The sequence below is a fragment of the Mycoplasma sp. 4013 genome (assembly GCF_054353875.1).
The window spans coordinates 1-15,460 of the sequence record NZ_JBTHHK010000004.1; the positions used below are offsets into that span (position 1 = coordinate 1).

Sequence of the window (15,460 nt, forward strand, 5' to 3'; positions counted from 1 at the left end):
TTAAAAAGAATATAATTATTCTAATAAAAAACTTAACAAGAATTTGTTATTTTTTTACTATGTAAAAGGAGGTTTGATGCAAGAAAACAAAAATGATTCGTTAGAAACTCAAAAAGAAAATGTAACAAATGAAACCAGCATTTGTGATCCAATTTTTGAAGAAACCAAAAAAGCCGAAAATGATAATAGTTTAATTTCAAAAATATCACGAAAAACACTTACATTAGAAATTGGAGAAATTCTAGCAGGAACCAGCGAAAGAAAAACTCGTTTAGTTAAAAAAAATACCATTTATAAAAGAACCAAAATGGCAAATTTCGGATTGAAACTAAGTTTGCTTTATTCACAAAAACCTTTTTGAAAACTTGTTTTAATTACAATTGCTGCTGCTGTCTTTTTTGGCGTTATTTCGGTTTTTTTAGTTAAAAATGTCGGAATTTATAACTTTGGATTAGCAACTTTTGGACAAGCTTTATCAAAACTTTTAATTGTTTTGCTTCCAAAAGGAAGTGTTACACTAGGAATTCGCAACTTTTTAGATCAATTTGTCTTTTGATTAGCTTATATTATCCTAAGCATACCGATATTTATTTTTGGTTATAAAAAAATAGGTAAATTATTTACGAATTTAACGGTAATTTTTTTAGTTGTTTCTTCATTAGTTTCCTTCGGATTAGGATTTATTCATAATATTGGTTCAATCTACTTAATTGGTGATTTTTCAAATGCTGAAATTAAAAAATCACTTTCTGAATGACAGCAACCATTAAGCGGGATAATCCCACTAACCTGAAAAGATGGTGGAAATATTATTGCATTATTTGTTTTTGCTATTATATACGGATTTTTACTTGCATGAATTTTTGCAATTATTCAGATAATCGGTGGAACTGCTGGAGTTACAGGGATTATTGGTGAATGATATGCAAATACTAAGCAAAAATCATTTGGTTCTATTTCAGGTAATATTAACATTATAATTGTTTTAATTGGTGTGTTAATTGGTTCATGATTGCCTGGTTCACTACTTTTGGAAGCAGCATCAAAATCAGGTAATATTTCTGGTCATGAACTTGCTCAAATAAACTCCTTAAAGTGATCATTTCAATTATATTTATCTCCGAATTTTGTTGCAACAATCTTAACAAATATTGTCTATATCATTGTTTTAAATAAGTTGTATCCAAAATTTAAGTTAGTCCGTGTTGAAATTTACTCACTCAAAAAAGCAGTAGAAATCGCTCAAATCATTAAAGTTGACCGTAAAATTGTTACAGGTGTAAGTTTGTTTAAAGCACAAGGTGGTTATTCAAATGAATTATTAGATGTTGTTACATCAATTACATTGTTTAGACAAGTAAATCGAATTATAAAAGATGTCCGAAAAATAGATAGCGATGCATTTATAGCAATATCCGATGTTACCAGCATTGATGGACACATTTTCTTACCACAAAACAAATTTTAAAAAACCAAGTTTCCTTGGTTTTTTTGTATCATCATATTATTTGCTACTAGCAAAAGGACATAAATGAATAACTTTACACAATTTGAGAATTATTTTTTACCTTGGGGGTACAAGGCTAAATAATTATAATTAAAGTATTTGAAAATATTAAATATTTACAAATAAAATTAACTTTTTTATTCTATGAATAAAATTATTTCCACATTTGTTCCATTTTTTTAATTTAAAATACTTTTAAATGTATTTCTTACTCTTTCGTTTCTACATCATTTAAAATTTGATTAAAAATATCTATTATCAATGAATGAGGTATGGCAGAAGCGGGTCCTGCTTCACATATTTGTTCATTTACCATTTTATTTTTTTGAACAGGTGTTTTATATCTTTGCACAAAATCCATTGCACCCATACCACTTTTGACTTTACGAGCCTTAATCATCCGATTCAATGAAGCCAATCCTAACATCCTACTATCCAAATCGCGTCTAAGTTTAATGTTGTGATCATCTTTTAATACATAATACTTTTCACCATTAATTTCTTGTATCGTATAAGGTGGATCGATTCTTCCTTTTTTTAAAATTAATTTTAAATTGCTATAAAAATAAGTTGCTTTAGTTGTTAGAAAACCATATTTTCCATAGCTTGCTTCATTAAAGTAATGATTTTCATTGTGAAAATCTTTACGGTTAAATTGTATATATTTTCACATCATTGATTGTTTAGGATTTTCAATATAAAAATATTTTGGTTTATAAAACTTTATTAATTCAATTGTATTATTTAAACATTTTTCACCCAGACGTTTGATAAAAAGTTGCACATCTGCCTTTAAATTTTTAGTAAAACCACCCTTTAATCTTTCAAATTCTTCTACACTTCGTTCTAAAACATAATCCTTGGTTTCATTTAGCTTTCAAAAAGGAGTTCCTCCACCTTTCATTGCTAAAACACAACTGAAACTTTGACACAATGGACTAGCAACGATAATATCAGGTCTAGGATATTTTCAAAATAATTGCACTATATTATCTGATGCTAAATCTAATTTATAATGGTTGTTTCTAGTAGGTTCAGTAATATCTCATGTATATATTTCAAATTTGTCTTTTAAATATTTATCTTCATTTATTGCATTAAATACCGAGTTTTGACCACCACCAAATAAATCCCAGACAATTAATTTCTTCATAATTCATCCGTATAAATTTCAAATAATTTTTTTATTTCTTTGATATCAGTATTTTTGATAATAAAACTATCAAAATCACTTTGTATATTTTTATTAAATAAATTGTTATAAAGCGAATTAATTATTTTAAAGCTAAGTTCTTTTTTAATAGATTCTTTCGAAGAGCCTTTATGAATCCCTGTATGACAAGCAGCACACAATGGAATTAAATTTGTGCTACTATGAATCATATTTTAATCAATTATTTCACCTTTATCCTTAAAATACTTAATAAAATATCATTTTGGAACAATATGATGAATGTCTACATAAGATAAACCGTAATTATTTAATTTATCTATATCAATGTTTTCACCAAGTGGGCATTTATAGTCATAATTTGAGTTTATCAAGGCACATTTATAATTTCAAAAACTTCTAATTTTTAAGACTTCATTTTGGTTTATTTTTGGACCTTTGTTTATAAGTGAATTTTGAATTTTCATATTTTCAGAATATGGATTAAAATTCATCTTATTAACTGTTTCTTTAAAATTATCAAAAATTTCTTCATCAAAGTCATTCGATGTTACATAGTATAAATATTTTATTTTTGATTGCTTATTTTTCTTAATTCAATAAGGCAAAATTACATCCGAATTTAATGGTAGTATCTTATTTTTTAAATCACTATATTCCATTAAAATAAATGAATTTGATACAGATACTTGTTTGTTATAACCAAAAAATGATTTACTCATAAAAACTAAGTAAACATCTTTATTTTCACGGTATCCAGCTACTAAAATAGAATCTTTTTTATTTATCACATCATCTAAAAACGAATCATTTCTTAACCTTATTTTGTTAGGCTGATAAATATTACAAAAAGATGTAAAGTGTATATAATACAATGATTTTTGATTCATATTTTTGAATTTTGATAACTGGTATCCTAAATTAGATAAATAACTAAATAACCTTGTCTTTTTAAAATCTTCTAACGGTATTTGTGATTTAGATAAATGTTTATAAATCTCTTGATAATTCTTTTGCATAAAATCCTTATAAGTTATAAATTATAACAATTATTTTTGCTGCTGCTTGTTTATATCTAGTAATTTTATGTTTATTTTCATAACATATTCTGAATCTAACTCACATCCTATGAAATTTCTATTTAATTCTTTTGCTACAAATGATGTAACACCACTACCACTAAATAAATCTAAAACAAGATCTCCCGGATTAGAACTTGCTTTTATCATTCTTTCAATCATTGTTTTCGGTTTCGGTGTTGGATGATTAGTCTTCACAACCTTGCCGTTAACTTTATTCGTATGTCTAACCGACGGAATTTCTCAAATATCAGTACATAATTTACCATTCGGATTAGGTGTTCATCGTTTCCCTTTTTTAATTATCCCTTTGTTTTTAGCATTCAAAAGTCGCTTCTTCGAAAGATATTCAGTTCTTATATCATTATAATTGAATGTATATTTATTAGATTTTGTTAGGAATGTAATTGTCTCTTGATTATTAACATATTTTTTCTTACTTGGTGAAAAACCATCTTTTTTATATCAAATAATATTATTTTTAAATAACATCCCTTTGTTAATTAAATAAACTAAAATGAAAGCAGAATTATATGAATTATTGAACAAATATATGCTTGCTGTATCTTTTAATTTCTTAACTGCTAAATCTAATCAAGAATACATAAATTCAAAATATTCCTGATTAGATTCAAATTTATCTCAACTGCTTTTATTTAAATTATAAGGTGGATCTGCAATGATTAAATCAACTGAGTTATCTTTTAAATTCTTTAAAAACTCAATAACATCCATCTGATACACTTTATTAACTTCCATATTACTCCTATAACTTTTATATTATAAATCTTAATATATGAATATCTTCACAAAACGTTTTATATATTGTTATTTTTGATGTTTTTGTTGAATAAATTCCATATTTTTTGTTCTTTAATTCTCTTCTTTTGAAAAACTATATAATAATCATATGCTAAAAATTTATGTTTGTGGGCCTACTGTATATAATGATGTGCATATCGGGAACCTTAGACCAATATTAACTATGGATCTTATTTTAAAAGCTGCCAGAGCATTAAATATCGACTTTAAATTTATACATAATATAACAGATATCGATGATAAAATCATTAATAGAGCTTTACAAGAAAATGTCAGCGAATCAGAAATAGCTACAAAGTATGCAACTTATTATTTAGATATTTTAAAAAAGTTAAAAGTTGACACAGTTTATCAATATGAATATGTTACAAAAAATTTGGATATTATTGAAGATTTTATAAAAAAAATGACAGTAAAAAATCATACATATACGTCACAAAATTCATTATATTTTAGTGTAAAAAATAACTTATCACACTATGGCGTAGTATCAAAACAAAAAATAGAGCATATGATTTTTGATGAAAATCTTAGTGAACATAAAAGATTTTATGCTGATTTTGTTTTATGAAAAACAACCGATAAAGGGATAAAATATCATTCATCTTTTGGAATTGGTAGGCCAGGTTGACATACTGAGTGTGCAGCTTTAGTTTATAAACATTTTAATAATGATGGACTCGATATCCATGGAGGCGGTATGGATTTGACATTTCCACATCATGAAAATGAAAATATCCAATATTTTGCAGTAACAGATAATGATATTACCAAGAAATGATTGCGAACTGGACAAATTAATTTAAAAGGACAAAAGATGTCTAAATCATTACAAAATTTTATTTTAGCAAAAGACTTTTTGAATAAATATACAGGTGATCACCTAAAATTATTATTTTTACTAAATTCTTTTACAGCAAATATTAACATCGATGATAATGCAATAAACAATATCGAAATTTTATTAAAGAAAATTAAGAAAATCTTCTTTTTAAAATACCTAAAAAATATTAAAAGCAACTATGATAAAGATAAATACAAAAATATTATGCGACTTTTATATCAACAAAAATTTTCTGATTTTAATAAAAAGATTAATGATTTAATTAAAAACATTAATATCAATAAAAAAAGTAATGATATTAGTTTACTTACTGAAATTTTTAGTACCTTAAGATTTGATATCTGTGATTTTGATTATCTACCTTATGTCAAAATATATCATCAATGACAAGAACATCTGCAAAATAAAGACTACCAAAATGCAGATTTACTCAGAAATACCTTAATAGAACAAAAATTGGTCTAAATATGGACAAATGTTATGAAAAATTTTAAAGAAAATATGAAAGAATTATTAGTGTGTGGGAAAAACACCTTGCTCGATGCAATTGCTGCTAAATATAAATTTAAAAAAATATATTTAGCTAAAGCAGAATACACTAAATTTTTAAAGAACACTAACAATGCAGAAATAAAGGATAATGCTTTTTTAAATAATATAACCAAGGAAAACCACCAAGGCTTTATTGGTATATTAGATGGTTTTAATTATAAAGATATAAATCTTATAATTAAAACCAAACCACAATGTATTTTAATTTTAGATCATTTACAAGATCCACATAATTTTGGTGCAATCATTAGAACTGCTAATGCAGCCGGAATCAAAGACATTATTATTCCAAAAGAAAAAAGTGTTTTAATTAATTCTACCGTGTTAAAAGTTGCATCTGGTGGTTTTGTAAATATCAATTTTTACAAAGTATCTAGTCTTTCGGCAACAATTTTAAAACTACAAAAATTTGGTTATTGATCTTATGCTACTACCTTAGATGCTAAGGCAATTCCACACACACAAATAAAATATAATAAACCAACTATTTTAGTTGTAGGAAATGAAGGAGATGGAGTTTCAAAAAGTGTTTTGTCAGTCTGCGATCAAAGTGTTTATATCAAACAATACGGAAGCATACAATCTTTAAATGTTTCGGTTGCAACTGGTATTATCCTTTTTGATTATATCAGTAAATTAAATGAGGACTAAGTTCCAGATCAAAAATCTTGATTCAGAAGTTATTGAGTTTTTAAACTTGGATGAAAACAAAAAACACATCACAAATAATCAGATTATTCAATCATTTATAAAGCAATACCAGCAAATTTTATTCGCTGTATGTCATAAAATCCAAAATGTATATTTTGATCATGTATTTAGTTTTGATGAGATATTAAATGCAGCATATTATGAATTACTGCAGATGTTAAAATCAAAACGTAATCAGCAGGACATCCCTTTTGCTAACTATTTTTGAAGTATGCTAAAGTATCGCATTATCAATTTTTTTAATGCTCATTATGGAAGTCAAAGTCGTTTTGAAAACAAGATCGGTAGACACAATATAAATTTCAATCGTTTGCAAAACAAACTTTCATGATATAAAAACTTTCAAGAAAGAAACAATAAAAACGAAGCATATGTAAAATTAATTTCAATTATGCATCTGTTAAATGAACAAGAAAGAAATTATTTGCAAAACTTATTAAATAATAATAAAATGCATTATACAAATTCAAAACAAAAAGAAATTACAACAAACATCCGAGCAAAAATTACTGATTTCTTCTAAAAAAATAGTCCAATAATTATGGGCTATTTTTTAAAATTTGGTAGAATATATTACAAAAGGAAATTATGTCAAATCAAAGCAATAAACCATCTTATAATGTTACAGAACCAAGACAAAATGAATTTAAAAATAAATTAATTTCTTATATGCAAACTGATGCAATGTCGCGTTACGAAGAACCTGTTGCAAGTTTGCTTCGTAAAAATATTAGTAATAATTTTGAAGTATCTAGAGATAAATTTGGTTCAATTATTTTTTATAAAAAAGCAAAGAATCCTAATGCTCCAAAAGTTATGATTGCTGCTCATATGGACGAAGTAGGATATTTAGTTCGTGATTTTACCAAAACTGGACAACTTCTTTTAACTCCAGTAGGCGGAATTTGAGCCTCTGTTGTTATTGGAACTAAAGCAAAATTAATCACTTCATCAAAACAAGAGTATATAGGTGTTTTCGGGCATACCAGCATCCATATTATGGAAGCATCAAAAATTTCACAAGCTCTTACAAATAATGATTTATATGCAGATTTTGGTTTTTATTCAAAAGAACAAGCAATTGCTGCAGGAGTTCAAATAGGGGATAGAGTTTATTTATCAGGTGAAACAATTTTGTTCAATGATACAAATTTAATTGGTGGAAAAGCAATGGATAATCGTGCAGGTGTAGCAGTTTTAGATGAAATTGCCTCACAGATAGCCAATTGTGATTTAGATGTAAATTTATATTTAGTAGGAACTGTACAAGAAGAAGTTGGAACCCGTGGTGCTCGAACATCAGTTTCAATTATTAACCCAGATATTGCAATTGCTCTTGATACTACATCTTCACATGATACATATGCAACTATACCAGGTAGCACCAAATTAAATGCAGGTGCTGCAATCCGTGTAAAAGATGGTGGAACTTTGATGGACCCAAAACTAATTGATGCATTTATAAAAATATCAAATAAATATCAAATTCCTACTTATAAATTTGTTGCTGCTGGTGGAGGAACTGACGCTAAGGAATTACAATTTGCTCCAGGTGGGGCATCTGTGTTAACAATTTCACTACCACAAAGATACTTACATAGTCCCATCGGGGTTTGTGCAATTTCTGATTTATTAGCTGCTAGTGATTTGATAGTTAATTTTCTTAAGGATTTTAATGATTCAGAATATCAAAAAATTAAGTATAATTAATTATTAAGGAGTAACAATGGTTGAAATGTCAACAGGAGCATTTGTTGGTATGATGATAGGTGTTATCATTTTTGTTATTTTTGCCGCTGCAGTTGTAACATTTATTGTTGCAAAAAAAATGTTTCAAAAACAACTTAAAGAAAATCCACCTATTACAGAAAAACAAATTCGAATAATGTTTAAACAAATGGGACGCACTGCTAGTGAATCACAAATTAGACAAATTATGCGTTCTATGCAATCTGATAAATAATCTCTAAGGAGTTACATGAGTTTTTGGTTTAAGGTTCGTAAATTCCTTAAGTCTTTAAAATTAGTCCAGTTATTTATAAAATTTTTAAACTGACGCAGAAATATTTCGCAATTAAAATATCTTTTAATTGTTTATTTTTTTGTAGTTTTGATTTTTAGTTTACTGCTTTGAAGTCCAATTACTCAAAAGACATATAATCATAACTGAACTTCATTTGATAATTATATCAATGCTTTATTTACAACAGCGAGTGCTTTTTCAGATACCGGATTAGTTGTCTATGATACTTTTTCACATTGAAATTATTTTGGTCAAGCGATTATTGCTATTTTAATTTTACTTGGTGGAATCGGGATATTTGCCTTAAAATTCTTTATTTTCAATTATTTATTAGGTAGACAAATCACATCAATTGGAAATGTGCAACTGCTCCAGCATGAACGCGGTAGTTCGGATGTTAATGTAACTATAAAATTAATTATATCTTCTTTGAAATTTTTATTAATTGTCATACTTATTTCAAGTATTTTAATGTCGATTTATTTTTATTACACTCCACCACAACAAACATTAGGAATTAAATCATATTTACAAACACAAGGCGAATATATAAATCCTTATAAAAACTGAGCACACTCATTTAGATTTGGTTTCTTTCACACTATTTCAGCTATCAATAATGCTGGTTTTGACATTATTTCTGGTAATTCAATCATGCCTTATTATCTTAATTTTGGATTACAAATATGATTTATCATCCTTTTTGTGATAGGTGGCTTAGGTTATCCAACAATATATGATATCCATCGCTATTTAAAACATAAAATCCGTAGATACCAAGGAAAACATCGCTTTAGTTTATTTACCAAAGTTTCAATTATTTCCTATATTTTAGTATTTTTAGTAGGTTTTATTTTAACAATTTCCTTTGAAGCAACATCTAAATCACAAAATACTATCTGAAATAAAGTTTATATCCCAGGAGCATATTATCAAGAATACAATACTTGATTATCTGCAGTTAATAATAACCAAAAACTTCCACATCTTTTAAATATCACAAATTCAAATAATCTTAGCGATTCAGAATTAAAAATATACAAATTATTAAACACAAGTAAGGATAATCTTGAAAATTTAAAACATTATATTAATCAAGGTTATATGTACGGAAACAATTTTGATAAAACTTTTGCGATAATATTCACAACTTTTTCAACACGTTCTGCTGGTTTTTCAAGTGTGAATTTACGAGATTTTAGTGCAAGTTCAATTTTAATATGAACAGCTATGATGTTTATTGGTGCTGCACCATCATCAACAGGTGGTGGAATACGAACAACTACTTTTGCTGTCTTGCTAATGACTACCATCTCTGTTTTAATGGGTCGCAAACGGGTAAGAATGTTTAAACGTGCTATTGAACAAAAAACCGTCTTTATGGCTACACAAACTTTTATTTTAGCTTTTGTCTTAGTCTTTTTTGTCACTTTAATCACATTTACTTCCTTTGATGTTTCAGGTGGACACATCAGTACATCAAATATGATGCAAACTGGTTCAAATTTATCAAAACCTTATTATGATCCAATGCATATCATTTTTGAAGTTTCTAGTGCTTTCGGAACTACCGGATTAAGCACTGGAATAACTAAAGATCTCAATGTTGCTTCAAAACTTGCATTAATATTAACAATGTTTATCGGTCAATTCGGTGTTTCATCAACCTTGTTGGTATGAAAACGTAAGAAATCAAAAGATCGCAGTTATGAATACATCGATGCTGATCTAGCAATCGGTTAGGAGAAAATATGAAATTTAAACAAAGCGATGACATCGCTGTTATCGGGTTAGGTCGCTTCGGACAGGCCGTTGTTGAAGAGTTAATTAAATTAGGTAAGCAAATTACAATTATCGATACCGACTCAGAACGGTTAAAACTTTATGAAGATGATGCACAAAGACTTATAGTAGGTGATGCTGCGGAAACAAAATTACTAAAAGCAATTGGAGTAGAAAAAATCGGAACAATCGTTGTTGCTGTCCCTGATAACATTGAAATCATTGCAGCCTTATTAGAATTAAAAGTTAAAAACATTATCGCTCGCGCTGTAAGTCGTCGTCATGCAAGGGTGCTAAGACAAATTGGTGTTAGTGCAATTTTGCGGCCTGAACAAGAAGCTGGAATCCGTGCTGCATTAATTGCATCAAATGAAAAATTTATTTTATATAGCAAGAATCTACAAGAACTCGGTGATGGTTTTGTGTTAGGAAACTCTGTAATTAAAAACAAAAGTATTTGTAATATACCAATTCGAGATCTAAATTTAAACAAATGAGAAATAACAATCGTGTTAATTAAAACCCAACAAAAGAAAATTAGACCAACTGCTGATACTGTCTTACATGAAAATGATACAGTTACTGTTATCGGTGAAATAGAAAATGTTACTGCTGCCTTTGAATGATTTAATAACCAAAACTAAAATTATTTTCCACATAGATAAAATGTGGAAAATTTTTTCACAAATTTTTTAACACCTATTTTTAAATATACATAAAAATAGGTGTTTTCTTTTGTTTTAGTCAAAACAAAATTGATTAAGAAACTAAAAAGATAAAAAATATTAAAATTTTATTTATAAGTGGTGGTAAATAGTGGTAGAATTTTATTAGATAGTGGGAGGACGTGGTAATGGTTGGACAACATACAAGAAACCTAGATGACAAAAACCGTGTTATCTTACCTCCAGTCTTTCAAGAACAGTTGGGTAATCAATTTATGGTTAGCATCGGTTTTGATGGTAATGCCGAACTACGCAGTATTGAAGAATTTGATAAATACCGTCAAAATATTGAATCAAAAAGCTTCTTTAATAAGGATGTGAGAAAGGTAACTAGATTTATTCTTGGTAATTCCTTTTTAGCCACACTAGATTCAGTGGGTCGTTTTAGCATCCCGAAAAAAATTACTACTGATCTTGCTATCAAAAAAGAAATAACATTTGTGGGTATGGGTTCGCTTGTTGAAATTTGAGCTAAGGAAAAATTTGATGCAGAAAATGCTGAAATATCACTTTCAGATATGTCGGCATTAGCAGAAAAAATTTCGCTGCTATAATGACAAACTTACATTATTCTGTACTCCTTAATGAAAGCATCGAATCCTTGCACATAGATAAAAATGGAATATATATCGATTTAACCCTTGGAATGGGTGGTCACTCAGAAGCGATATTAAAGCAACTTGAAAACGGACACTTGTATGCTTTTGATAAAGATGACTATGCTATTAAGATAGCATCTGAACGTCTTAAAAAAGTATCGAATAACTTCACGATAATCAAAAGTGATTTCAAAGATATAAAATCAAGATTATCGGATTTAGGTGTTTATTCAGTTGATGGAATTATTGCTGATTTAGGTGTTTCATCTCCACAAATCGATCAAGGTCACCGTGGATTTAGCTACAACAAAGATGCAATTTTAGATATGCGTATGAATCAAGATCAACAATTAACTGCTTATAAGGTAGTTAACGAATATAGTGAAAGTGATTTAGTACGGTTGCTATATAAATACGCTGATGTAAAACTTGCTAGTCGGGTTGCGAAAGCCATTATAGCATCGCGTCCTATTGAAACAACACTAAAATTAGTTGATGTGATAAAAAGAGCATATCCTGCTGCATTATTACGTGCTAAAAATCCTGCAAAACCTGTATTTCAAGCAATTCGCATCGAAGTAAACGATGAAATCAACTCTTTAAAAACAATGCTAAAAGATGCCATTAATTTGTTAAAAATCAATACTTCCTTAGTAATTATCACCTTTCATTCAATTGAAGATAAGGTAGTAAAAGAGCATTTTAATCAGCTTTGTAAGTCAAAACTACCAAGCAAATTACCGATTCAAGAACCAAAAGCATTTATTCAAAAGCAAATTTTGCCTACTCAAGCAGAAATTCAAATTAATCGACGCTCAAAAAGTGCAAAATTACGTAAATTAACTAAATTAATATAGAAGGAGTTAAAATGAAAATATTTTTAAATTTCAATATTCATCAAAATCATTTTTACTTTTCTTCTATTAAAAATTCAAATAACAACTTTAGCAAAATCGCCGAAGATGTTAAAATCTATTATCAAAAATCCATAATTATTTTAGATTTTATTAAAGATAAAATCAACACTTATACCAAAAAATACAAAAAAGATGATATTTTTATTAATATCAATTTAAAAGATGACTTATTTTTAGAAACTAAATACATCCTTAGTCAAAAGCAAGTTAATACAGATGTTTTAAATGAAAAACCTGAGCAAATTGAAGATTTTATTCATTTGAATACCTTTAACTACCAATATCAAACTTTTTATAATGGTGTTTATAAATACTATGATACTTTTCCAAAAGACAAAGATTATCAAAGTTTGCATCAATTTCAAAGTCAATTATTTGTTAAAACAAATAATTTACAATTAAATTCCTTTCTTGTAAAGACATATAAATACTTGACAAATTTAAACAAAAAAAATATTACATACACACTTGCAACCTTTCAACAAATTCTTGCAAGCTCACTTAATCAAGAAAATAACAACCTTTTAGTTAACATATGTGATAGTAATATTTATGTAAGTTTTATAAAAAATGGCTATATTCTCAATACTATTAACATCGCAATGGGTACAGATGTTATAGTAAATAAGTTTTTAGATCAAAATTTAAGTAAAAAAGTTATTTTTGCAAGAATCAATGAAATTTTATCTTGTGATTCTGGTCAAATTCTCGATGAAATCAACAATGATATATATTCACTTTTGATAAACTTTGTAAATATATTATGTTCAAAAATCAACCAAATTTTAAAATATAATAACAAAGAATTAAAAGTTTGAATTAATAGCAGCAATGACTTATTAACAGACTTCATAACTAAAAAACTTACAGAGCAAATAAACATTGATTCAAAACTACTGAAAGGTTTTTATCAATTAAATTCCATTACCCAAAGTGGTTTTAATTTGATACATAAACTTGATCCAATTATTAAACAGTCAATTATTTTTGCTAATTCATTTAACTATGATGATAGCGGACACTTACAAACCGTTACACGTGAAATTGATTTAACATATATTAAAAACAAAAGTTTTTGACAAAGAATCTTTGCTTTTAAACATTAATGAAAAGTATTAAAATTTTAGATATATGTGGTAGTTTTTGTGAAAACCCAATTTCTTTTCAGCAAAATGATGAAATTGAATATATTGCAATTTTTGCAAATAAACAAGAATTTAGTAAAAGTTCTTGTGAAAGCAAAATATTAATAAATGAGAATCTAAAAGATAATACCGATGACTTTAGCAGTCATATTGATGCATTAATGTTAAAAAATATACTAGCAGATGCTGAAATTGTGTTAATCAGCAGTTATATAGACAATGTGGGAACTTGGTTAACTCCTACAATAACAAAATTAGCAAAAATGCTAAACAAATTAGTTGTTTCAGTTATCAAAATACCTTTACAAAATTCATATTTACCTAATATAAAGCAATATTTAGATAAAATCATTGAATGTTCTGATGCATACACTTTTGTATCAACGCAAAAAATACATCATATGTATCCAGACTTTCCAGATCAAGAAATTAATAAAATCGCAAACTTACAATTAAGTTATTTAATTAACTTCTTAAATGAAAATGCGAATAATTCAATAAATCTTGCAAATTTAAAGAAGACGTTAGAGAATTCAGGATTAACTTATATTACTGCTGCAAAAGCATCCGGAAGCAATTTAAGTAGTAAAATAATTAAGAAGTTTTCTACATATAATTTAAATGATTCCCAAATCCAAAATGCTGCAAAAGTTTTTGTAAACATTAAAACAGATGTCAACACAAATAAAGAAATTAGCCGAATAATTTCTGAAATTGTTAAATATTTTAATTTATCTAATGATGTACAAATTATAAAAAATATAGTTTATCAACAAAAATCATTTAGTTTTATAGATGTAAATGTATTTATAAGTGGAATAAATCAAAATTTAGTAAATCGAAATAATTCTCTTGATAATAATATAAAAAATTTACATATAAATGATGTTGAATCTACTGATGCAAAATATTCGCAAGGATTGAAGCAAATAAACTCAGAAAACACAAAAATTATTTCGAATCAAAAAAACTATAATTCAATGTATGATTCATGATTCTCGAAGTCTTAGAAGATAATTATTAATCAGAATTATAGATTGCAAACTAGTAATATTTACTAGTTTTTTTATATAAATAAGCATAATAATATTTATTATATAAAAATAATTAATTATTTAAATTTTTAGTTAAATTGAATTAAAAACAACTAAAAAAAATAAGTAAATTTTGACTAAATTCATATATTCTATTTTATATTATGGTAAATGTTGTAAAATTAATAATATATGAAAAAAAGAACCTGAATTATTATTTTTTATACCATTATAACCTTTGGATTCATTTGATTAAAATGAAAAAATAAAAGTAAAAATCATCAAAAAAATACTATTTACCAAGAAAACAATTTACCATTTAAAATTCAAACATTAATTAATGCATTAAAACATGAAAATATTATCGAAATAACCAATACACACTACAGAGTTAATATCACTTTAAAAGATACTAAAATAATTGATATACAGTCAATAAAGGCTTTAAAAGGTGTTCGTGGGTTGTTTTTAAAATCTAATTCTATTTCTATCACTTTTGAACAATATACAGCAGCAGTAGCAGATGCTTTAGCAAAATATATCAAGTAG

General features: G+C 26.8%; 17 protein-coding genes. 13 read left to right on the top strand and 4 right to left on the bottom strand.

Annotated features, from left to right (window positions below; translation table 4 throughout):
- Positions 1 to 76 precede the first annotated feature (76 nt).
- The gene (locus tag ACXYRO_RS01890; RefSeq protein WP_458597357.1) at positions 77 to 1,468 is read left to right on the top strand and encodes a DUF2179 domain-containing protein; all 1,392 of its coding nucleotides are present in this window, start codon (positions 77 to 79) and stop codon (positions 1,466 to 1,468) included.
- Between the two features lie 247 nt (positions 1,469 to 1,715).
- Here ACXYRO_RS01890 and ACXYRO_RS01895 read toward each other — a convergent pair whose 3' ends face one another.
- Genes ACXYRO_RS01895 through ACXYRO_RS01910 form a run of 4 tightly spaced genes read right to left on the bottom strand, consistent with a single transcriptional unit; the run spans position 1,716 to position 4,516 of the window.
- The gene (locus ACXYRO_RS01895; RefSeq protein WP_458597356.1) at positions 1,716 to 2,660 is read right to left on the bottom strand and encodes a hypothetical protein; all 945 of its coding nucleotides are present in this window, start codon (positions 2,658 to 2,660) and stop codon (positions 1,716 to 1,718) included.
- On the bottom strand, positions 2,648 to 2,890 hold the full coding sequence (locus ACXYRO_RS01900; protein ID WP_458614141.1) for a hypothetical protein: 243 nt from the start codon (positions 2,888 to 2,890) through the stop codon (positions 2,648 to 2,650). Before ACXYRO_RS01900 ends, ACXYRO_RS01895 begins: the two co-directional genes overlap by 13 nt.
- A gap of 3 nt (positions 2,891 to 2,893) precedes the next feature.
- Positions 2,894 to 3,697 carry a hypothetical protein gene (locus tag ACXYRO_RS01905; protein WP_458614142.1) on the bottom strand — a complete coding sequence of 268 codons (804 nt, stop codon included), beginning with the start codon at positions 3,695 to 3,697 and terminating at the stop codon, positions 2,894 to 2,896.
- A 30-nt stretch (positions 3,698 to 3,727) separates the two neighbouring features.
- A complete protein-coding gene (locus tag ACXYRO_RS01910) occupies positions 3,728 to 4,516 on the bottom strand; it encodes a DNA-methyltransferase (RefSeq protein ID WP_458614143.1) in 789 nt (262 codons plus the stop codon).
- 151 nt (positions 4,517 to 4,667) lie between these two features.
- Between ACXYRO_RS01910 and ACXYRO_RS01915 the strand changes: the two genes are divergently transcribed.
- From ACXYRO_RS01915 to ACXYRO_RS01970, 12 genes are all read left to right on the top strand, one after another.
- On the top strand, positions 4,668 to 5,888 hold the full coding sequence (locus ACXYRO_RS01915) for a class I tRNA ligase family protein (protein WP_458614144.1): 1,221 nt from the start codon (positions 4,668 to 4,670) through the stop codon (positions 5,886 to 5,888).
- A gap of 15 nt (positions 5,889 to 5,903) precedes the next feature.
- Positions 5,904 to 6,626, top strand: a complete 723-nt coding sequence (gene rlmB, locus ACXYRO_RS01920) for a 23S rRNA (guanosine(2251)-2'-O)-methyltransferase RlmB (RefSeq protein WP_458614145.1) — start codon at positions 5,904 to 5,906, stop codon at positions 6,624 to 6,626.
- Positions 6,616 to 7,209, top strand: a complete 594-nt coding sequence (locus ACXYRO_RS01925) for a hypothetical protein (RefSeq protein WP_458614146.1) — start codon at positions 6,616 to 6,618, stop codon at positions 7,207 to 7,209. Before rlmB ends, ACXYRO_RS01925 begins: the two co-directional genes overlap by 11 nt.
- A gap of 65 nt (positions 7,210 to 7,274) precedes the next feature.
- On the top strand, positions 7,275 to 8,396 hold the full coding sequence (locus ACXYRO_RS01930; protein WP_458614147.1) for a M42 family metallopeptidase: 1,122 nt from the start codon (positions 7,275 to 7,277) through the stop codon (positions 8,394 to 8,396).
- A gap of 16 nt (positions 8,397 to 8,412) precedes the next feature.
- Complete coding sequence (locus tag ACXYRO_RS01935; protein WP_458597349.1) at positions 8,413 to 8,649, top strand: YneF family protein; 237 nt, start codon at positions 8,413 to 8,415, stop codon at positions 8,647 to 8,649.
- Positions 8,650 to 8,664: 15 nt separating this feature from the next.
- On the top strand, positions 8,665 to 10,452 hold the full coding sequence (locus ACXYRO_RS01940) for a potassium transporter TrkG (RefSeq protein ID WP_458614148.1): 1,788 nt from the start codon (positions 8,665 to 8,667) through the stop codon (positions 10,450 to 10,452).
- Positions 10,453 to 10,460: 8 nt separating this feature from the next.
- The gene (locus ACXYRO_RS01945; protein ID WP_435130478.1) at positions 10,461 to 11,135 is read left to right on the top strand and encodes a potassium channel family protein; all 675 of its coding nucleotides are present in this window, start codon (positions 10,461 to 10,463) and stop codon (positions 11,133 to 11,135) included.
- A gap of 209 nt (positions 11,136 to 11,344) precedes the next feature.
- Positions 11,345 to 11,770: a division/cell wall cluster transcriptional repressor MraZ gene (locus ACXYRO_RS01950; RefSeq protein ID WP_458597347.1), complete on the top strand. Its 426-nt coding sequence runs from the start codon at positions 11,345 to 11,347 to the stop codon at positions 11,768 to 11,770.
- A complete protein-coding gene (rsmH, locus tag ACXYRO_RS01955; RefSeq protein WP_458614149.1) occupies positions 11,770 to 12,672 on the top strand; it encodes a 16S rRNA (cytosine(1402)-N(4))-methyltransferase RsmH in 903 nt (300 codons plus the stop codon). The genes ACXYRO_RS01950 and rsmH overlap by 1 nt, the downstream gene beginning before the upstream one ends.
- Positions 12,673 to 12,683: 11 nt before the next feature.
- Complete coding sequence (locus ACXYRO_RS01960; RefSeq protein WP_458614150.1) at positions 12,684 to 13,838, top strand: MAG3720 family protein; 1,155 nt, start codon at positions 12,684 to 12,686, stop codon at positions 13,836 to 13,838.
- Positions 13,838 to 14,887 (top strand): FtsZ/tubulin family protein, encoded by a 1,050-nt coding sequence (locus tag ACXYRO_RS01965; protein WP_458614151.1) that lies wholly within the window; start codon positions 13,838 to 13,840, stop codon positions 14,885 to 14,887. Before ACXYRO_RS01960 ends, ACXYRO_RS01965 begins: the two co-directional genes overlap by 1 nt.
- 216 nt (positions 14,888 to 15,103) lie before the next feature.
- Complete coding sequence (locus tag ACXYRO_RS01970; protein ID WP_458607354.1) at positions 15,104 to 15,460, top strand: PTS glucose transporter subunit IIB; 357 nt, start codon at positions 15,104 to 15,106, stop codon at positions 15,458 to 15,460.